Origin of the sequence: Pseudomonas sp. NCCP-436, assembly GCF_019656335.1 — a bacterium.
Taxonomy (GTDB): Bacteria; Pseudomonadota; Gammaproteobacteria; order Pseudomonadales; family Pseudomonadaceae; genus Aquipseudomonas.
This window is the reverse complement of sequence record NZ_BPLZ01000013.1, coordinates 71,535-89,531: the sequence shown is the minus strand read 5'-3', so window position 1 is coordinate 89,531 and position 17,997 is coordinate 71,535. Positions and strand designations below refer to the sequence as shown.

Annotated in this window: 21 protein-coding genes; 7 read left to right on the top strand and 14 right to left on the bottom strand. The window is 62.6% G+C overall.

Annotation, left to right across the window (positions count from 1 at the left end; translation table 11 throughout):
- Window positions 1–15 precede the first annotated feature (15 nt).
- The 9 genes from NCCP436_RS13860 to aroC form a co-directional block, all read right to left on the bottom strand.
- Complete coding sequence (locus NCCP436_RS13860; RefSeq protein ID WP_220804583.1) at window positions 16–1,872, bottom strand: S9 family peptidase; 1,857 nt, start codon at window positions 1,870–1,872, stop codon at window positions 16–18.
- Window positions 1,860–3,053, bottom strand: coding sequence for a pyrroloquinoline quinone biosynthesis protein PqqE (pqqE, locus tag NCCP436_RS13855; protein ID WP_259651497.1), 1,194 nt, complete (start codon window positions 3,051–3,053; stop codon window positions 1,860–1,862). Before pqqE ends, NCCP436_RS13860 begins: the two co-directional genes overlap by 13 nt.
- Window positions 3,025–3,327 (bottom strand): pyrroloquinoline quinone biosynthesis peptide chaperone PqqD, encoded by a 303-nt coding sequence (gene pqqD, locus NCCP436_RS13850; protein ID WP_220804581.1) that lies wholly within the window; start codon window positions 3,325–3,327, stop codon window positions 3,025–3,027. Before pqqD ends, pqqE begins: the two co-directional genes overlap by 29 nt.
- Entirely contained in the window at window positions 3,324–4,076 is a 753-nt protein-coding gene (gene pqqC, locus NCCP436_RS13845) for a pyrroloquinoline-quinone synthase PqqC (protein ID WP_220804580.1), read from the bottom strand. The genes pqqD and pqqC overlap by 4 nt, the downstream gene beginning before the upstream one ends.
- A 27-nt stretch (window positions 4,077–4,103) precedes the next feature.
- Window positions 4,104–5,018 (bottom strand): pyrroloquinoline quinone biosynthesis protein PqqB, encoded by a 915-nt coding sequence (gene pqqB, locus NCCP436_RS13840; protein WP_220804579.1) that lies wholly within the window; start codon window positions 5,016–5,018, stop codon window positions 4,104–4,106.
- A 46-nt stretch (window positions 5,019–5,064) separates the two neighbouring features.
- A complete protein-coding gene (gene pqqA, locus NCCP436_RS13835) occupies window positions 5,065–5,136 on the bottom strand; it encodes a pyrroloquinoline quinone precursor peptide PqqA (protein ID WP_072432761.1) in 72 nt (23 codons plus the stop codon).
- A 173-nt stretch (window positions 5,137–5,309) separates the two neighbouring features.
- Entirely contained in the window at window positions 5,310–5,849 is a 540-nt protein-coding gene (locus NCCP436_RS13830; RefSeq protein WP_220804578.1) for an acireductone dioxygenase, read from the bottom strand.
- Between the two features lie 6 nt (window positions 5,850–5,855).
- Entirely contained in the window at window positions 5,856–7,016 is a 1,161-nt protein-coding gene (locus tag NCCP436_RS13825) for an MFS transporter (protein ID WP_220804577.1), read from the bottom strand.
- The gene (gene aroC / locus NCCP436_RS13820; protein WP_220804576.1) at window positions 7,013–8,104 is read right to left on the bottom strand and encodes a chorismate synthase; all 1,092 of its coding nucleotides are present in this window, start codon (window positions 8,102–8,104) and stop codon (window positions 7,013–7,015) included. Before aroC ends, NCCP436_RS13825 begins: the two co-directional genes overlap by 4 nt.
- Before the next feature lie 152 nt (window positions 8,105–8,256).
- Here aroC and NCCP436_RS13815 point away from each other — a divergent pair, with 152 nt between their 5' ends.
- Both NCCP436_RS13815 and NCCP436_RS13810 read left to right on the top strand, forming a co-directional pair.
- The gene (locus NCCP436_RS13815) at window positions 8,257–9,225 is read left to right on the top strand and encodes a S9 family peptidase (protein ID WP_220804575.1); all 969 of its coding nucleotides are present in this window, start codon (window positions 8,257–8,259) and stop codon (window positions 9,223–9,225) included.
- A 36-nt stretch (window positions 9,226–9,261) separates the two neighbouring features.
- Window positions 9,262–10,062: a hypothetical protein gene (locus NCCP436_RS13810; RefSeq protein ID WP_220804574.1), complete on the top strand. Its 801-nt coding sequence runs from the start codon at window positions 9,262–9,264 to the stop codon at window positions 10,060–10,062.
- Between the two features lie 15 nt (window positions 10,063–10,077).
- On the opposite strand, the gene prmB is transcribed toward NCCP436_RS13810, so the two are convergent.
- On the bottom strand, window positions 10,078–10,998 hold the full coding sequence (gene prmB, locus NCCP436_RS13805) for a 50S ribosomal protein L3 N(5)-glutamine methyltransferase (RefSeq protein ID WP_220804573.1): 921 nt from the start codon (window positions 10,996–10,998) through the stop codon (window positions 10,078–10,080).
- Window positions 10,999–11,263: 265 nt separating this feature from the next.
- Here prmB and NCCP436_RS13800 point away from each other — a divergent pair, with 265 nt between their 5' ends.
- From NCCP436_RS13800 to folE, 4 genes are all read left to right on the top strand, one after another.
- On the top strand, window positions 11,264–11,860 hold the full coding sequence (locus NCCP436_RS13800) for a cysteine hydrolase family protein (protein WP_220804572.1): 597 nt from the start codon (window positions 11,264–11,266) through the stop codon (window positions 11,858–11,860).
- 85 nt (window positions 11,861–11,945) lie between these two features.
- Complete coding sequence (locus NCCP436_RS13795) at window positions 11,946–12,263, top strand: hypothetical protein (RefSeq protein WP_220804571.1); 318 nt, start codon at window positions 11,946–11,948, stop codon at window positions 12,261–12,263.
- A 48-nt stretch (window positions 12,264–12,311) separates the two neighbouring features.
- A complete protein-coding gene (locus NCCP436_RS13790; RefSeq protein WP_220804570.1) occupies window positions 12,312–12,869 on the top strand; it encodes a Smr/MutS family protein in 558 nt (185 codons plus the stop codon).
- A gap of 74 nt (window positions 12,870–12,943) precedes the next feature.
- Window positions 12,944–13,489 (top strand): GTP cyclohydrolase I FolE, encoded by a 546-nt coding sequence (folE, locus tag NCCP436_RS13785; RefSeq protein ID WP_220804569.1) that lies wholly within the window; start codon window positions 12,944–12,946, stop codon window positions 13,487–13,489.
- A 35-nt stretch (window positions 13,490–13,524) separates the two neighbouring features.
- On the opposite strand, the gene NCCP436_RS13780 is transcribed toward folE, so the two are convergent.
- Together NCCP436_RS13780 and NCCP436_RS13775 are read right to left on the bottom strand one after the other, a co-directional pair.
- Complete coding sequence (locus NCCP436_RS13780) at window positions 13,525–13,761, bottom strand: glutaredoxin family protein (protein WP_220804568.1); 237 nt, start codon at window positions 13,759–13,761, stop codon at window positions 13,525–13,527.
- Between the two features lie 43 nt (window positions 13,762–13,804).
- On the bottom strand, window positions 13,805–14,932 hold the full coding sequence (locus tag NCCP436_RS13775) for a DUF5610 domain-containing protein (protein WP_220804567.1): 1,128 nt from the start codon (window positions 14,930–14,932) through the stop codon (window positions 13,805–13,807).
- 246 nt (window positions 14,933–15,178) lie between these two features.
- Here NCCP436_RS13775 and NCCP436_RS13770 point away from each other — a divergent pair, with 246 nt between their 5' ends.
- Entirely contained in the window at window positions 15,179–16,423 is a 1,245-nt protein-coding gene (locus tag NCCP436_RS13770; RefSeq protein ID WP_220804566.1) for an OprD family porin, read from the top strand.
- Between the two features lie 91 nt (window positions 16,424–16,514).
- Here NCCP436_RS13770 and NCCP436_RS13765 read toward each other — a convergent pair whose 3' ends face one another.
- The gene (locus NCCP436_RS13765) at window positions 16,515–17,054 is read right to left on the bottom strand and encodes a DUF2058 domain-containing protein (RefSeq protein ID WP_220804565.1); all 540 of its coding nucleotides are present in this window, start codon (window positions 17,052–17,054) and stop codon (window positions 16,515–16,517) included.
- Between the two features lie 105 nt (window positions 17,055–17,159).
- A complete protein-coding gene (mazG, locus tag NCCP436_RS13760) occupies window positions 17,160–17,990 on the bottom strand; it encodes a nucleoside triphosphate pyrophosphohydrolase (protein WP_220804564.1) in 831 nt (276 codons plus the stop codon).
- Between the last annotated feature and the right edge of the window lie 7 nt (window positions 17,991–17,997).

Below are 17,997 nucleotides of genomic sequence, written 5' to 3'. Positions count from 1 at the left end.
CAATGCGCTCGTTGCTCAGTCCTGCTTACGGTAGAAGGTGTACTCAGCCTGTAGCGCCCGGGCAATATTGCCGGCCTGACGGAAACCGTGCCGCTCTCCGGCGAACAGATGGTACTCGACCCGCACGCCATGTTGCTGCATGGCCTTGACCATTTGTTCGGTCTGACTGGCTACCACCACTGCATCCAGCTCACCCTGGAAGAAGATCACCGGCGCCCGGATACGCTCAGCCTGCCATAGCGGCGTGCGACTGAGATAGCGGCGTGCATGCTGATCCGGATCGCCGATCAGCCAGTCCAGGTAATCGGCTTCGAACTTGTGCGTCAGCCGGCGCAGTGCCAGCGGGTCACTCACCCCGTACAGGCTGGCGCCCCCACAGAGCTGGGGCAATTCGGCAAGCGCCCGCAATGCACTGAAACCGCCAGCACTCCCTCCACGCACGAACACCCGCTGCGGATCGATACGCCCCTCCTCAACCAGCGCCTTGATAGCGGCGCCAACATCCTCCACCTCCAGCTCCCCCCAATTGCCCGCCAGGCGCAGTCGATAGGCTCGCCCATAGCCACTGCTACCGCGATAGTTGAGATCCAGCACGGCAAAGCCGCGCAGCGTCCAGAAGGCGATGCGCGGATCGAATACCGGATAGCAGGCCGAAGTCGGGCCGCCGTGGAGGAAAATCACCAGCGGCGGAGTCTCCCCACCCGCAACCGGCGGGTAGAAAAAACCATGACAATGCTCGGCATCGGCTACTGCACAGCAAAATGGCCGGGGGCGAGACAAGTGTTGCTCCGCCAGCGGCTGCTCACCGCCAGACAGCGTCTGCACAACACCGTCATCTCGATTGATCGCCAGCACCGCCGGCAAGCGCTCCGGCGCAGCAGCGATGCTGTAGAAATGCTTGTCATCGGCGGCCAGGGAGCGGAAACGGGTGAAACCTTCGGCTAGACGCTGTCCTGTGGATTTGGCGCTATGCTCGGTGCTCGACTCACTGGTGCGAGCTGTACAGAGAAGGCCAACCCCCTCTTCGAAGCGCGTCAGTAACAGCCCATCCTGCCCAAACGGCAAGTAGGTGCGACCACCCAACTGCCAGGGGGCCGGCGCGTGATCGCAGGGCGCGGCCTGCCACAGGACTTCCTGGGCATCGATACACTCGGGCTGCCACCAGCCGGATCGGTCGCTCAATACCCAAAGTCGGCCCTGCGCATCGAAACGAGGCTGCTGCAGGGCCTGATCATTCGCCTCACCTGCCAGCACGCGAATGCGTTCGCCAGCCGTGCTCTGACAAAGACGCGTGGCAACCCAGGGCAGGTTCGGGCGATCCCACTCGATCCAGGCCAGTCGCAGACCGCCAGGATCGACTACCGGCGCCGCATAGAAATCGGCGCCCTCAACCAGTACATCGCGCCTGCCGTTGAGGTCGATACGCACCAGCCGATGCACCACCCTGCCACTTTCATGACTTTCCTCGACCGCCAGCAGCGCCTGCCAGGCTGGAACAAAGGACAGGTCACCATAACGGCAGTTGGGCTGACTGGTGATCCCCACGGGAGAGCCCTGAACACTGCCATCGGGGCCTATATGGAGGCAATAGACCTGCTGATCGCACTCGTTGACAAACGCCACGCCCTGTTCCGTGGCACAGCAGGCACCACCACCATACTCGTAAACCCGGCTGCGCACGGAAACCCCCTCAGGGGTCAACTCGCGCACAACACCGTCACGCCAGAAAAACAGCCCGCAGCGCGCCCTTAGCGGATCATAGGCCACCCACAGCACACCGCCATGAGCCGCGTGCAGCTCGGCAAAATCAACACTGGCGGCTGCGGCCTGTTCAGCGCTCCAGATTACCTCGGGGTCGTTCACACCCTGCATATGATCCGCGACGCTTTCTCGTTGCGGTATTGCAGCGCGTCCAGCCCCAGCGGCGCCTGATCGGCCTGCTGCCGCGCAGCTAGAATCACACCATGGTGCGCCGACTTGCTGCACACCGGGTCGGCGTTGCCGGCATCACCAGTGAGCATGAACGCCTGGCAGCGACAGCCGCCGAAGTCCTTGTCCTTCTCATCACAGGAGCGACACGGCTCAGGCATCCAGTCATCACCACGGAAGCGGTTGAAGCCGAACGACTCGCGCCATATGTGCTCGATACTGTGCTCGCGCACGTTGGGAAACTGCACCGGCAACTGCCGCGCACTGTGGCAGGGCAGCGCTGTGCCGTCCGGAGTGATGTCGAGGAACAGATTGCCCCAACCGTTCATGCAGGCCTTGGGGCGCTCCTCGTAGTAATCCGGGGTGACGAAGATCAGTTTGCACGGATGATTCTCGGCCGCCAGCTTGGCGCGCCATTGATTGGTGATGCGCTCGGCACGTTCGAGCTGCGCCCTGGTAGGCAACAACCCCGCCCGATTAAGCTCGGCCCAACCATAAAACTGGCAGGTGGCGAGTTCGACGAAGTCCGCCTCCAGCTCCAGGCACAGCTCGATGATGCGCTCGATATTGTCGATGTTGTGCCGGTGGGTGACGAAGTTGAGCACCATCGGATAGCCATGGGCCTTGACTGCCCGGGCCATGGCCAGTTTCTGCGCAAAGGCCTTCTTCGAACCTGCCAACAGGTTGTTCACCTCTTCGTCAGCGGCCTGGAAGCTGATCTGGATGTGATCCAGACCGGCCTCGGAGAATTCGGCGATACGCGCTTCGGTCAGGCCAATGCCGGAGGTAATCAGATTGGTGTAATAGCCCAGCTCACGCGCTCCCCGGATCAGCTCGGCCAGATCCTGACGTACCAACGGCTCCCCACCGGAAAAGCCCAGCTGCGCCGCTCCCAGCTCGCGCGCCTGGCGGAATACCTCAACCCATTCAGCGGTCGACAGTTCGCCGCCCTGCTGGGCGAAATCCAGCGGGTTGGAACAGTACGGACACTGCAACGGACAGCGATAGGTTAGTTCCGCCAACAACCAAAGCGGTGGCCCGACTTCTACAGATCGCTGCAAGGCTGCCTCTCTTACGCCTTGCGGCGATCCTCTCTCAACGGAGTTCGATCCAGAACTGTGCATGAGCTACCTCCATAAAGGCGAGGATGTCTTCGTCGATGCCGGGCACATCCGGGAAGCGCCTCTGCAGCTCTTCGACGATCCGTGCAACCGAACGCTTGCCATCGACCAGTTGGAGGATTTCGCTGGCACTCTCGTTGAGTTTGATCATGCCCTCTGGATAAAGCAGCACATGGCAGCCCTGCGCCGGCTCAAACTGCAGGCGAAAGCCGCGACGAATGGTGGGAATGCGCGACAGCAGATCCGCCGGCGCATCGATATCGACCCGGGCATTCATAGCGTGATCCCCCTGTGCCAGACACGCTCTGCCGTCACCGTGTGATAAGGCGGACGCTGCAGTTCATAGGCCATGCTCATGGCGTCGAGCATGCTCCACAACACATCCAGCTTGAACTGCAGGATCTGCAGCATGCGCTCCTGTGATTCACGGGTGCGGTAATGCTCAAGGGTGATACGCAGGCCATGCTCGACATCACGACGTGCTTCCTTCAGACGTTTGCGGAAGTAGTCGTAGCCGGCCGGGTCAATCCAAGGGTAATGCTGTGGCCAGGCCTCCAGACGCGACTGGTGGATCTGCGGGGCGAACAGTTCGGTGAGCGAACTGCTGGCCGCCTCCTGCCAATTGGCACGGCGGGCGAAGTTGACGTACGCATCAACGGCAAAACGCACACCCGGCAGCACCAACTCCTGCGAACGCAGCTGCTCACGCTCAAGACCAACCGCCTCGGCCAGGCGCAGCCAGGCCTCGATACCGCCCTCCTCACCAGGTGCACCATCGTGATCGAGAATACGCTGGATCCACTCGCGCCGCGTTTCGCGATCCGGGCAGTTGGCGAGAATCGCCGCATCCTTCAGCGGGATGTTGACCTGATAGTAGAAACGGTTGGCCACCCAACCCTGAATCTGCTCACGGGTGGCGCGACCTTCGTACATGGCCTGATGGAACGGGTGATGGATATGGTAGAGCGCGCCTTTGGCACGCAGAGCCTGCTCGAATTCGGCAGGACTCATGGCAGTCTGGCTCATCGGTTCTCCGTTTCTGCTGAAGGCCCGCTACAGGCGAATACTCATGCCGTCGTAGGCGACCTCGATGCCACGCTGATCCAGTTCAGCCCGTTCGGGAGAATCCAGATCAAGAATCGGGTTGGTGTTGTTGATGTGGATAAGAATCCTGCGTGACGCCGGCAGGCCTTCCAGTACCTCGATCATGCCGCCCGGACCGCTCTGGCACAGGTGGCCCATCTCGCTACCGAGCTTGTCGCCCACTTCACACACGCGCATCTCGTCGTCACGCCACAGTGTTCCGTCTACCAGCAGGCAGTCGGCGCGGCGCATCCAGCCGAGCAAGTGTTCGTCCACCTGCCCCAACCCCGGTGCGTAGAACAGACTACTGCCACTGCGCCGATCCTCGATAAACAGACCTATGTTGTCGCCCGGATGCGGATTGCCTCGGTGCGGAGAGTACGGCGGCGCACTGCTGCGCAAGGCCACCGCGATGATGCTCAGCGCCGGGCAGGCAGGAATTGCGAAGGGCTCTTCATCCAGCCCGATCAACCGGTGATGCAGACCTCCGTTCCAGTGCTGAAGCATGTTGAACAGCGGAAAACCCGTGGTCAGGTCCTGATGCACCATCTCGGTACACCAGACCTCGTGTGGACAACCCTCGCGCAGGGTCAAAAGGCCGGTGCAGTGGTCAATCTGGCTGTCCAGCAGAATGATCCCGGCAATCGCCGTATCACGTAGCTGGCGCGCAGGCTGTAACGCAGGAAAGGCTTCGATCTGACTACGGATATCCGGAGAGGCGTTGCACAGAATCCACTGCACACCGTCATCGGAAATGGCAATCGACGACTGGGTGCGCGGCTGCGCCCGCAGGGTGCCGGCACGCACACCGCGACAGTTACGGCAGTTGCAGTTCCATTGGGGAAAGCCGCCGCCCGCGGCAGAGCCGAGAATCTGGATATGCATGACAGGTCACCGGAGGGATGCCCCGGACGAACCGGGGCCGGAACGATCAGCGGTTAGCGAAGTACAGGGTAACTTCGAAGCCGATGCGCAGGTCGGTAAAGGCGGGTTTAGTCCACATGGAGCGATCCTCTTGTTATTGGACCGGAACATTCCGGCCGCTCCATTAAGCCCCCGCCCGCAACAGCACCAAATGGTACTTTGGGAGGAAATTTCGCTGGCATTGGTAGGTAAGTCACACCTTAGCCGGCTAGAAGCAGGCGCAGTAAACGCCTGATGCAAGAAAACGACTGGTCAGTCGCCCAGTCGCGGGAAGCGCCCGGCAATGTCGTCACCGCTGGGCGTAGGCGCCTGCTCCCCTGCACTCAGCCGCAGCACCAACGCATGGGGTTCTTCACCGAGATCGAACCAATGACGAGTGCCGGCAGGCAGGCTCAGCAGATCGCCGCGCTCGCCCAGCAGCAGAAAGACCTGCTCGCCCACATGCAGGCCGAGCTGGGCAAAACCGCCAACGAACAGCCAGGCACTGGCTGCCTCCTGCAGTTGCTCGTCCAGGTAGCGCGCACGCAGTTCTAGCCGCTGCGGATCGCGCCGCTGCAGGTTGAACAGTTCCTGCCGTACATAGCCTTCGCGCGCCATCAGCGCCTGCAGCCAGGGGCCGCAGGCGGCGTCGAACGCCTCCTGCGCGCAACCCGGATGCAGGGTAGCGGGCAGCTCCAGGCGTTGATAGCCGATGCCGGCTGCGGCCAGTGTGCTGGTGATGTCCTCGGCATGGTTGAGCACCTTGTGGGGCAGTTCGGAGACGGTGTGCGAATAGACGCTGAGGCTACTCATGAAAAATCACTCGGTTCGGTGCCGCTCGGGCGGCAGGCGGGTGGCGATGACCAGGGCAGCCAGCAAGGCTACCAGACTGGCCAGGGCAAAAGTCCAGGCCGGCCCCAGGCCCTTCCAACTGTAGCCGGCGTAAAGCGCGCCGAGCGCGCCGCCGATTCCGGACAAACTGGCATACAACGCCTGTCCCTGCCCCTGCTGGCGGTCACCGAAGCTGCGCTGGACAAAATGGATACTGGCGGCATGAAATGCGCCGAAAGTCGCAGCATGCATGCACTGCGCCAGCAGCAGAACCGGCAGATAAGCTGCGAGGCTGCCCAGCAGCAGCCAGCGCAACGCCGTAATCAGGAAGCTGGCCAGCAGCACCGTGCGCAGCGTATGGCGCTGCAACAGGCGCGCCATACACATGAACAACAGAATTTCCGCGACCACTCCCAGCGCCCAGAGCATGCCGATGGCCCCACGGCTATAACCGACACTCTCCAGGTGCAAAGTCAGAAAGGTGTAGTACGGGCCATTACTCAGCTGCATCAGGCCGACGCAGACATAGAAGGCCAACATGCCGGGGCGCCGCAGCTGGCGCAGAAAGCCCCCCTGCCCCGCTAGCTCCGGGCGCTGCTGCGGCTGGGCATTGGGCACCCAGAAACTACCGGCGACAATGCCGGTCATGATCAGCACCAGCGCCACCGGATAAACATCCAGGCTCAGTTGCTCGAACAGCAGACCAAGGCCGATCACCGCGAAGATGAAACCAATGCTGCCCCACAAGCGAATCTGGCTGTAGCGGGCCGCCTGCTCACGCAGATGGGCCAGGGTGATGACCTCGAACTGCGGCAATACCGCGTGCCAGAAGAAAGCATGGGCAGCCATAACCAGCGCCAGCCAGGCATAACTCTGGTCGAGGAAGATGCCGGCGAAGCAGGCCAGTGTGCACAGCGCGCCGAGACGTACGATCAACAAACGCTGACCGCTACGGTCACCCAGCCAGCCCCACAGGTTCGGCGCCATGCAGCGCATCAGCATGGGGATGGCCACCAGTTCGCCGATGCGTGCGGGAGAAAAGCCCAGATAATCGAAGTACAACGCCAGAAACGGCGCCGTACCTCCAAGCAGGGCAAAGTAGAAAAAGTAGAAGCCGGACAGCCGCCAGTACGGCAGGTTGGCCGTCACAGCTGCGGCAGTACCGGCGTGGATACGCGTACATCGGCGTTCTGCGCGCGATGACGCAGCAGATGATCCATCAGCACGATGGCCATCATCGCCTCGGCGATCGGCGTGGCGCGGATGCCCACACAGGGATCGTGACGCCCCTTGGTAATCACTTCCACCGGATTGCCATGGGTGTCGATGGAGCGTCCAGGCGTGGTGATACTGGAAGTGGGCTTGAGGGCCAGGTGGGCGACAATTGGCTGGCCGCTGGAAATACCGCCGAGAATGCCACCGGCATTGTTCGACAGGAAACCTTCCGGGGTCAGCTCATCGCGGTGTTCGGTGCCGCGCTGAGCCACGCAGGCGAAGCCGGCGCCGATTTCCACCCCCTTGACTGCATTGATGCTCATCAGTGCATGGGCCAGATCGGCATCCAGGCGATCAAAGATCGGCTCACCCAGGCCCGGCATGACGCCTTCGGCAACCACGGTGATCTTCGCGCCGACCGAGTCCTGGTCACGGCGCAGTTGATCCATGTAGGCCTCCAGCTCCGCCACCTTGTCCGGGTCGGGGCTAAAGAAGGCGTTTTGCTCGACGCTGTCCCAGTTCTTGAAGGGAATCTCGATGGGACCGAGCTGGCTCATGTAGCCGCGCACGACGACCCCCTGGCTGGCCAGGTACTTCTTGGCGATGGCTCCGGCGGCTACGCGCATGGCGGTCTCGCGGGCCGAGCTGCGGCCGCCGCCGCGGTAGTCGCGCAGACCGTACTTGTGGTGGTAGGTGTAGTCGGCGTGGGCCGGGCGGAACAGATCCTTGATCGCCGAATAGTCCTTGGATTTCTGATCGGTGTTGCGGATCAACAGGCCGATCGGACATCCGGTGGTACGCCCCTCGAAAACGCCGGAGAGGATTTCCACTTCGTCCGCCTCCTGACGCTGAGTGGTGTGGCGGCTGGTGCCTGGCTTACGGCGATCCAGATCACGCTGCAGATCCTCGGTGGCAATCTCCAGGCCGGGCGGGCAACCGTCGACGATGGCAACCAGTGCCGGGCCATGGCTTTCGCCTGCGGTGGTGACGGTGAACAGCTTGCCGTAGGTATTGCCGGACATGGAAAGACGCTCCGCGAGATTCAGCCCTAGCCTGACACATGCAGGCCCGTTTACGAGGTGGGCGAGTATACCTGCGCCCCTTCTGCAGTTCACCCCGAACCTTGCGCGCCCGGCAACGTCCAATACCGGTGTGCCACTATTCTGCCCCCATCATGCTGCGAGTCCTGCTTTTGTCTCTTCTCCTGATCACCGGCCTGGCTCAGGCCGCCCCAAGCAGCAGCCGGCAATTTCCGGTACAGCTCGATACGGATCAGGGCACGCTATACGGCAGTCTGCTGCTGCCACAAAGCGAGCATCCGATACCACTGGCACTGCTGATTGCCGGCTCGGGCCCCACGGATCGCGACGGTAACAACCCGGAAGGCGGCCATAACGACGCGCTTAGGAAACTGGCACAACTGCTGGCCCGCCACGGCATCGCCAGCCTGCGCTACGACAAACGCGGCGTGGCCGCCAGCCGAGCCGCTGCGGCAGACGAGCGCCAGCTCAGCGTCGAGCGCTACGTAGCCGACGTTGAAGCCTGGGCGGCCTGGCTGCGGGACGACCCTCGCTTCGACCAGTTGATTCTCATCGGCCACAGCGAAGGGGCCCTGATTGCCAACCTGGCCGCAGCTGGCAGTCAGGCCGACGCCCTGGTCTCAATCGCCGGCCCTGGCTATCCCATCGGCCAGGTGCTAGATATGCAACTGGCCATGCGCCTGCCACCAGCACTGCTGGCCGAGAGCCGGCGGATCCTTGCGGGACTGATTCACGGCCAGTTGCAGCCGCAAGTGCCTGAGCCCCTGCAGGTGATCTATCGGCCCAGCGTACAGCCCTACCTGATCAGCCTGCTACGCCAGGATCCGGCACAGGCCTTCGCCGCACTGCGCATCCCCGCACTTATCATCCAGGGCAGCCATGACGCCCAGGTCAGCCAGGAAAATGCCAGACGCCTGCAACAGGCCCGCCCGGACGCCGAACTGGTCCTGATCCCGGGCATGAACCACGTCCTGCGTATCACGCCAGCCGACTGGAATGCACAGCGAGGCTCCTACGATGATCCCCAGCTACCCTTGGCACGCGCACTGGGCGAGCATATCGTTGACTTCATCCGCTCCAGTTCGGAGCGCAATGGCCGATAACCTGCCAAATCCACGGATCACGCGCATAGGACGCTCATGAGCGAACAATCCATCCCGGAGCCGCAAGCCCCCGAGAAAGACGCTGCCACTGGCGAGGCTCCGGCCGCCTCTCACCCCTGGTCCGATCTCCCCCCGGAGCAATTTCGCCTGCTGCGCCTGACGCCACTTCCAGTTGACCGGGAAACCGGCCCCAGGCCGCTGCGCTTCGTCCTGCTCGGCCAAACCGAACGCCACAGCAAGGATTTGAGCCTGCTGCGCCTGAATATCCAACTGCCGGGCCAGCAACTGCACCGCCAACAGAATCAGTTGGAGGTCTGGGCCGATCACCGGCGCAAGGAAGTACGCTTCGGCCCCGACAAGGGCCTGAACGTGGAGCCGCCCAACCGCGGCCTAGGTCGTTTTCTGATGGCTCAGGGCATTGCCTGGGCGCGCCGGCAGTACGCCCACTACCAGGTAGAGGGCGCAGCCCTGCCGGCCAAGGACAGTTTCAACGAGCTTTCCCGCGCACGCCGCGACCATGCGCTGAGGGCGCAAGGCTTCACCATCGAGTACAGCGACCCGCTGCAGCTCAAGCCGGCCTACAGCGCACCACGAGTCAACGCGCTGCTGCCGGACTGGAATAGCGAAAAAGTACAGTTCATCGAACTACTGGATGCTGCCGCCATGCTGCAGCAGGCCGATCAAACTCTGCAGGAGCAAAGCACCCAGTTGAGCAAACTGGAAGAACGGCTTGAGCGCCTCAAGCGCGAGGACAGCGGCCTGCGCTTTACCATCGCCTGCCTGGTGGCTTTCTGCCTGTTCCAGGCCGGCCTGTTGATCTGGATCGCCACCCGCTGAAAAGGCTGCCTGGCCTCAGACGCTGCAACGCGAGCGGAATAGTGCCTGGTGCTCGCGACACTGGCTGGCTGCCAGCAGGAATACGCCGTGGCCGCCTCGCTCGAACTCCAGCCAGGTGAAATCCACCTCCGGATACAGCTCCTGTACATGCACCTGGCTATTGCCTACCTCAACGATCAGCAGCCCGTGATCGGTCAGGTGATCGGCAGCCTCGGCAAGCATCCGTCGCACCAGATCCAAGCCATCCTCACCGCAGGCCAGGCCAATTTCCGGCTCGTGTCGGTACTCGGCAGGCATGTCGGCGAAGTCCTCGGCATCCACGTACGGCGGATTGGAGACAATCAGGTCGAAACGCTGCCCCGGCAACCCGCCGAAGGTATCACCCTGAACGCAGTAGACGCGATCCTCCAACCCGTGTCGTTCGATATTGCGATTCGCCACTTCCAGTGCGTCAAAGGAAAGGTCCGACAGCACCACCTCCGCCTCAGGGAACTCATAGGCACAGGCAATGCCGATACAACCGGAGCCACTGCACAGATCAAGAATCCGCGCCGGCGCGGCCGGCAGCCAGGGGGCGAACTGCCGTTCGATCAGTTCGGCGATTGGCGAACGCGGCACCAGCACCCGCTCGTCGACCCAGAAAGGCAGACCGCAGAACCAGGCTTCGCCCAACAGGTAGGCGACCGGCACCCGCTCTTCGATGCGGCGCTGCAGCAGAGCATGAAGCAGCACATGCTCATCATCCTCCAGACGGCAGTCGAGGTAGGCATCGGCCATTTCCCAAGGCAGGTGCAACGCGCCAAGCACCAGTTGCCGAGCCTCATCCCACGCGTTGTCGGTGCCGTGACCGAAAAACAGCTGCTCGGACTGAAAACGGCTGACTGCCCAGCGGATATAGTCGCGCAGGGTGCGTAAACGGGTGATGGGAGCAGTCACGGGAAGTCTCCGGATGAAAAGTGGTCAGTCTATCCCAGTGCGGCCTGCAGCGCATGAGCAAGCAGGGCGACACCGGCCACTCCCAGGAAAACAACAGCCAAAACCCAAAGAGAACTCCTTGCGCACAACAACATCGGGCGTTCTCATTTGAGCATGTGCACTACGCTCGCAACCGGCCACGAGCAAGATGTGGCGCAATAGAGGTTCACAGACTGCCCCGACCAGCGGACAATGGCAAATTATCACCATCAGCCAGGAGCCCGAGATGTCCCTTCCGCAAACCATGTTCCAGCTCACCGGTCGTGGTCACGCACCGGCCAGCCTGAGCAATGCGACCCTGCTGATCATCGACGCCCAGGAAGAATATCGCAGCGGTGTGCTAGCCCTCCCGGGGCTGGATGCGGCGCTGCAGCAGATCGCCAGTCTGCTTGACGCCGCCCGCAGCGCCGGCAGCTCAATCGTCCACGTCAAGCACCTGGGAATTCCCGGTGGCCTTCTCGACCCCAGCGGTCCGCGTGGCCAGCATCTGCCGGAAGTTGCCCCACTGCCCGGCGAAGTGGTGGTGGAGAAGCGTCTGCCCAACGCCTTCGCCGGCACAGAACTGCATGATCGCCTACAGGCACTTGGCCACCTCGACCTGATCGTCTGCGGCTTTATGACCCACTCCAGCATCAGCACCACCGTGCGCGCCGCCAAGGACTACGGTTACCGCTGCACCCTGGTGGCAGGCGCCTGCGCCACACGCGACCTGCCAGCTCCGGACGGCAGCGTCATCAGCGCGGCGGACATGCACCGTATCGAGATGATTGCCCTGGCAGACAACTTCGCTACTCTGGTGCCAGACGCCAGCTCGCTGAGCTGAGCCAATCTCACGGCGGCCGTCGACACCAGGGGAACCCAACCGGGCTCCCCCGGTCATAGCGCCGATAGCCACAAAGGAAATCGACATGAAGCTTTCGGACGATTTCGATGCCCGCCGCCTGCGGCCACGCCAGCCCGGCAACTGGCGCCTGCGTCTGGGGGTGGTGCTTGGCGCACTGCTGACCGCCCTGGGCATTCTGTTGCTGATGGCCGGTGTCGCCACATTGGCCGGTCGTGCGCCACGCCTGACGCCCCTGAATAGCAATGCAGAAGCCATTGCCGTTTTCGGCCTAAGCCTGGTGCTGCTCTGGCTCGGCATTGCTGTCTGGCGACGCTGCCGCCGCCGGCTGCGTCGCCCAAGCGATCTGAGCATGGCACCACACCTGCTGAAAAAGCGCGACTGATTCAGCTCCAGCAGAGGTAAAATGCCCGCCTGTTTCGCGGAGCGACCGATGCAAGACGACGACTTTTCCCTGTTCCGGGCTGAACTGCGTGGCGTCAAGCCACTCAGAGACGACCGTGCCGACACCGGCAAACCTAAAACCGACCGCCTGCGGTTCAGCACGCTGCGCCAGGCAGCGACCGTTCGTCAGGACGAAATCAAGGTAGACGGACTGTCGGATCAGTTCGTCATCGACGTCGGTGCCGAAGATGCCCTGTACTGGGCAGGCAACGGCGTTCAGGAAGGCCAGATGCGCAAGCTAAAGCTCGGCCAGATTCCCTTCGAGGGCAGCCTCGACCTGCACGGCATGAAGGTGGACGTGGCGCGCGACACACTCTGGGACTTCCTCGCCGAGGCTATCCGTCGGGAGATCCGCTGCGTACGCGTGACTCACGGCAAGGCGGCACGCATGGACGGACGCAAGCCGATGATCAAGAGCCATGTTAACACCTGGCTGCGCCAGCATCCTCAGGTGCTCGGTTTCACCTCCTGCCTGCCCAAGCACGGTGGTACCGGCGCGGTTTACATCATCCTCAAGCGCACCATGATGGACGGCCGCGACGACTAGCTCGCCGGCTCATGCTTGCCAGCCCTATACCGACGCCCTACTCTGCGCCCTTCGATATCCCAACAGGATTTTCCATGTCCCTGGAACAACATTACACCGCAATCCTTGGCCAGCTTGGCGAGGACGTTTCCCGCGAAGGCCTGCTCGACACGCCCAAGCGCGCCGCCAAGGCCATGCAGTACCTCTGCCGCGGCTACCAGCAGACGCTGGAGGAAGTCACCAATGGTGCACTGTTCAGCTCCGACAACAGCGAGATGGTACTGGTGAAGAACATCGAACTGTACTCTCTGTGTGAACACCACCTGCTGCCCTTTATCGGCAAGGCCCATGTCGCCTACATCCCCAGCGGCAAGGTACTCGGCCTGTCGAAGGTGGCACGCATTGTCGACATGTATGCCCGCCGCCTGCAGATCCAGGAAAACCTCACCCGCCAGATCGCCGAAGCAGTCGAGCAGGTCACCGGCGCACTGGGCGTGGCCGTGGTGATCGAAGCGCAGCACATGTGCATGATGATGCGCGGTGTGGAAAAGCAGAACTCGTCCATGGTCACCTCGGTAATGCTCGGCGAATTCCGCAACAATCCGGCAACCCGCGGCGAATTCCTTAACCTGGTGCGCTAAGCCCTGCCATGCTCGCCCGGCCACCGGACGAGGCATCAACCAAGAAAGGCCACCACCTGCTCGGCATCGAATGGCCAGTTCAGTTCCTGGCCATTGTCACAGCGACGCAGCACGGGAATGCACAGGCCGTAACGCTCGACTAGGCCCTCATGCTCGGCAATGTCGATCAGCTCGACCAGCAGACCATTCTCGACAAAGGGCATCAGCAATGCCTCGGCCAGCTCGCACAGGTGGCAGCCGAGGGTTCCGAAAAGTTGGCATTCAGGCGTCATGAGCGCACCTCACTATCGGCAGGGCGCGCAGTTTAGCACCGCACTACGCTTCAGACTGCGCAGCGTCTCTGGCAAGCAGTGTCTGCAGACCGTCGAGCAAACTGCGGCTGAGCTGCTCGGCCTTGTCCAGACGCTGCTGGTCGTAGCGCTCGTCCAGCGACATGCCGCCACGCAGCAGCTGACCGAGCAGGTTACCGGCATCCTCGCTCATTTCGCTGGCGCTGCGCAGCGCCTCGAGCAGGCCGCGCGCGTATTCCTGCAGACTGGTATTGATCGCGCTGGCACCCTGCCCGGCCAACGCGCCATAGCTGTCGCTGACCTGACGCACGCTGCTCTGGGTCAGCCGCAGCGACAGCGAGGCTAGCTGCTCACCATCCATCTCCAGCGCCATGGCGCGGTCGAAGGCACCTACTGAGTCCCCAGCGTAGAAGCGGTCGGAGAGTGCCTGCACCTGACTGAAGAGCTTCTCCAGCGCCTTCACCTCGCCGTCGTCCAGCTCGCCCTCGATTTCCACCTGCCAGGCGCCGATACGCAAGCTGCCGGACTGACTGCTCGCACTCGCCTGGATGGAATTGCCGTCCGCCCCCGCATCCATCCGGCTCTGCGACCAACTGGCCGATGCCTGCGCCACGGAAATGCGCAGGCGGTCGCCGTCACGGGTAGTAACCGACAGTTCAAAGGACTCGGCCAGTGCACTGACCTGTTCACGCTGCGCGCTGAGCGACACCTGCCGAGCCTCGTCGGCAGCACCGGCAAAACGCCGATCCAGAGCATTCAGGCCATCCTGGATACGCGAATAGGTGTCATCAATGTCAGTGGCTATCTGCCCGCTCAGTACTCCCATGCCGTCGAGAATCTTGCGCGCTTCGGCAAAGCCCTTTTCAACTCCGTCGCGGGCCTGGGCCATGAGCGCTTCCAGACGTTTCGGGTCGGCCCCGGCGGCGGCCTCGCTCTGCAGGCGCTGCTCAATAAAGCCCAGCACCCGTTCGGCCACCTTCTCCGGAGTGTAGTCATCGCGCTTGCCGCTCAGTGCCCCCGGCTGCAGCCCGAGTCGCTTGGCCAGGCGGTTGGCCAGAATCTCATGAGGATCGACCACCTCTTGGCGGGCGGCACCGGCAGTACCGGCCTGGACGGTACGGGCAGCAGCAGGGAGGGAATTGAGCGGGTTCATGACAAGGCCTCGGGTGGATGGTCATCTGCAACCTTAGCGGCCACCGGCAGGAGGACTTTAACCTCGCCCGACCAACGGTCATCACATGTCCATTGCTGCCAAGCGCGCCCCGCACCGGCAGGGTTCCCGCTTTCGCCAGACTAAAGTCTTACAGTCTCTCTGCGACCAAAGTGGTTATTTTCTCCGCGCCGCAACCGGCCGGTCACGCCGTGGTTCGGCCGTAAACCACACGAGGAGACAACAATAATGAGCAAGACTCCCCTCGCCCGAGCCGTGGCCTGCGCCACCCTCGGCACTTGCCTCACCTTGCCGGGCCTGGCACAGGCCAATCTGATCGACGACAGCAAGGCCACCCTGGAACTGCGCAATTTCTACATGAACCGCGACCTGCGAGATCCGGGCGTCGCCCAGTCCAAGCGGGAGGAATGGGCTCAGGGCTTCATCTTCAAGCTGGAGTCGGGTTTTACCGAAGGTACCGTGGGCTTCGGTCTGGATGCCTACGCCGGGCTCGGGCTGAAGCTGGACTCCTCGGATCAGCGTGCCGGCACCGGCCTGCTGCCCAATGCCTTCGGCGACGAGGGACCGGATAAATACTCCGAGTTCAGCGGCGCGGCCAAGGCACGCCTGTCGAAGACCACCCTGCGCGTCGGCGGGCTGATGCCGAAGCTGCCGATCGTCTCCGCTGGCGACTCGCGCCTGCTACCACAGGTGTTCAGTGGTGCGCAGATCACCTCTCAGGAAATCGACGGCCTGACCCTTAACGGCGGCCAGTTGCGCGAGGTGAACCACCGCGCCTCCACCGATCGAGTCGACCTCACAGCCAGCAACGTCGGCGGCAAGAGCGACCGCTACAACTTCGCCGGCGGCGACTACAAGTTCAACGGTGGCAACACCACCGTAGGGCTGTGGTATGGCGAGCTGGAAGACATCTACGACCAGAAGCTGTACAACCTGATCCATGTTCAGCCAGTCGGTGACTGGAAGCTGGGCGCCAACCTCGCCTATTTCGATTCCGCAGATAACGGCCGCCGGCTGGGCGGAAAACTGGACAACGAGCTGACCTCGCTCAACCTCTGGGCCGGCATCGGTGCGCATACCTTCCGCCTCGGCTATCAGAAGGTCGACGGCGACAATGCCTTCCCCTTCCTCAGCGAGACCGATCCGTACATCGTCAACTACCTACAGATTCTCGACTTCACCCGCAAGGACGAGAAATCCTGGCAGGCCCGCTACGACATCAACTTCGCCAGCTATGGCATCCCTGGACTGAGCGCTTTTGTCCGCTACGTCAAGGGTGATGGCTTCGACGGCGTCGGCGGCGTCAACGGCCGGGAGTGGGAACGCGATATCGACATCAGCTACGTGGTGCAGGAAGGCCCGCTGAAGAACCTCGGCGTGCGCTGGCGCAATGCCATGGTGCGCTCCAACGCCAGCACCGGCGATCTGGACGAGAACCGCCTGATCGTCAGCTATACCATCCCGCTGCTATAGCCGTTCAGGCAACTGCCGCGGGATTGCCCCACGGCAGACCTGCCCGGTGAGCCTGCCACCAGTCATTCATGAGCTTGCGGCAGGTGCCGGACTACCACATCAGATCGTCCGGAATCTTGTAGGCGGCGTAGGGGTCGTCGGCGTCCGGTTCCTCGACATGGGTGTTGAGCAGGACGATACGGGAAGGATCACGTTCCTGGATCTTCAACGCTGCCTCACGCGGGATGACCTCGTAGCCACCGCCATGGCGGACGATGGCCAGCCAGCCGTTGGACAGCTTGTTGCGCATCATGGCATTGACCGCCAGACGCTTGACCTTCTTGTCATCGACGAAGTTGTAGTAGTCGTCGCCCTCCAGCTTGGGCAGGCGGGAACGTTCTATCAGTTGCTTGATCTGCGCAGCACGTGCCTTACGCTCGGCCTTTTCCTGCTGCTGACGATTGAGCTCCTGATCCCGGGCCGCCTTCTCGGCCTGAGCCTGCAGCGCTGCCTGACGGGCGCTGTCATCCAGCTGGGCCTGGCCCTTGTGGGCCAGACGCTTCTGCTTCTGCTGCTGCTTGCCAACCTGTTTGGCCTGTTTCTCGTTGACCAGGCCGGCTTTGAGCAGCTGGTCGCGCAGGGAAAGACCCATAATCTCACGATCCCGAAGATGATTCCGTTGCGGCGGCGGCAGACTCTGCCAGCGCCCGTTTCAAGTTGCCCAGCATAAGGGCTCTGCCAGTCTCGCTCCAGCCTCTCAGCAGCCCGGCGACTGTTTCTCCAACTTCTTGGCCTCGCCCCAGAGAGCGTCCAGTTCTTCCAGGGTGCAGCCGTCAAGGCGGCGGCCGGTGGCTCGCACACGCTGCTCGATAAAGCGAAAACGCCGCTCGAACTTGCCATTGGCCGCCCGCAGTGCCGCCTCCGGATCTACCTTGAGATGGCGGGCCAGATTGGTCACGACGAACAGCAGGTCACCGATTTCCTCGGCCACGGCCTCGGCGTCATTTTCACTCATGGCCTCAAGAACTTCGTCCAGCTCCTCGCGCACCTTGTCCACCACCGGCAGCGCTTCGGGCCAGTCGAACCCCACCTGCGCGGCACGCTTCTGCAGCTTGGCAGCTCGTGACAATGCCGGCAGCGCGACCGGCACATCGTCAAGCAGCGAGAGCTGCTCAGGCTCGGCGGCTTTCTCGGCGCGTTCCTCGGCCTTGAGTTCCTCCCAGCGCTGTTTCACCGCAGCTTCCTCCAGCCGCGTCGCATCCGGAGCGCCGTACAGATCGCCGTCCGGGAATACATGTGGATGGCGGCGGATCAGCTTGCGGGTGATGCCATCGACCACCCGGGCAAAGTCGAAACGCCCCTCCTCCCTTGCCAGCTGGCTGTAGTAGACCACCTGAAACAGCAGGTCGCCCAACTCACCCGGAAGGTGGTCGAAATCGCCACGCTCGATGGCATCTGCCACCTCATAGGCCTCTTCGAGGGTATAGGGCACGATGCTGGCGTAATCCTGCTTGAGATCCCAGGGGCAGCCGTGTTGCGGATCACGCAGGCGAGCCATCAGGTGCAGCAAGTCGTCTAATTGGTACATGTCGGAT

Excerpts from the sequence above, each read along its gene's own strand:
- NCCP436_RS13790 (WP_220804570.1), top strand. The coding sequence starts at position 12,312 with ATGCAAGACGACGACTTTTCCCTGTTCCGGGCTGAACTGCGTGGCGTC.
- pqqC (WP_220804580.1), bottom strand. The coding sequence starts at position 4,076 with ATGAGCCAGACTGCCATGAGTCCTGCCGAATTCGAGCAGGCTCTGCGT.
- pqqD (WP_220804581.1), bottom strand. The coding sequence starts at position 3,327 with ATGAATGCCCGGGTCGATATCGATGCGCCGGCGGATCTGCTGTCGCGC.
- NCCP436_RS13775 (WP_220804567.1), bottom strand. The coding sequence starts at position 14,932 with ATGAACCCGCTCAATTCCCTCCCTGCTGCTGCCCGTACCGTCCAGGCC.
- NCCP436_RS13770 (WP_220804566.1), top strand. The coding sequence starts at position 15,179 with ATGAGCAAGACTCCCCTCGCCCGAGCCGTGGCCTGCGCCACCCTCGGC.
- NCCP436_RS13765 (WP_220804565.1), bottom strand. The coding sequence starts at position 17,054 with ATGGGTCTTTCCCTGCGCGACCAGCTGCTCAAAGCCGGCCTGGTCAAC.
- pqqE (WP_259651497.1), bottom strand. The coding sequence starts at position 3,053 with ATGCACAGTTCTGGATCGAACTCCGTTGAGAGAGGATCGCCGCAAGGC.
- NCCP436_RS13780 (WP_220804568.1), bottom strand. The coding sequence starts at position 13,761 with ATGACGCCTGAATGCCAACTTTTCGGAACCCTCGGCTGCCACCTGTGC.
- aroC (WP_220804576.1), bottom strand. The coding sequence starts at position 8,104 with ATGTCCGGCAATACCTACGGCAAGCTGTTCACCGTCACCACCGCAGGC.
- mazG (WP_220804564.1), bottom strand. The coding sequence starts at position 17,990 with ATGTACCAATTAGACGACTTGCTGCACCTGATGGCTCGCCTGCGTGAT.
- NCCP436_RS13860 (WP_220804583.1), bottom strand. The coding sequence starts at position 1,872 with ATGCAGGGTGTGAACGACCCCGAGGTAATCTGGAGCGCTGAACAGGCC.
- NCCP436_RS13800 (WP_220804572.1), top strand. The coding sequence starts at position 11,264 with ATGTCCCTTCCGCAAACCATGTTCCAGCTCACCGGTCGTGGTCACGCA.
- folE (WP_220804569.1), top strand. The coding sequence starts at position 12,944 with ATGTCCCTGGAACAACATTACACCGCAATCCTTGGCCAGCTTGGCGAG.
- pqqB (WP_220804579.1), bottom strand. The coding sequence starts at position 5,018 with ATGCATATCCAGATTCTCGGCTCTGCCGCGGGCGGCGGCTTTCCCCAA.
- NCCP436_RS13810 (WP_220804574.1), top strand. The coding sequence starts at position 9,262 with ATGAGCGAACAATCCATCCCGGAGCCGCAAGCCCCCGAGAAAGACGCT.
- NCCP436_RS13795 (WP_220804571.1), top strand. The coding sequence starts at position 11,946 with ATGAAGCTTTCGGACGATTTCGATGCCCGCCGCCTGCGGCCACGCCAG.
- NCCP436_RS13815 (WP_220804575.1), top strand. The coding sequence starts at position 8,257 with ATGCTGCGAGTCCTGCTTTTGTCTCTTCTCCTGATCACCGGCCTGGCT.
- NCCP436_RS13830 (WP_220804578.1), bottom strand. The coding sequence starts at position 5,849 with ATGAGTAGCCTCAGCGTCTATTCGCACACCGTCTCCGAACTGCCCCAC.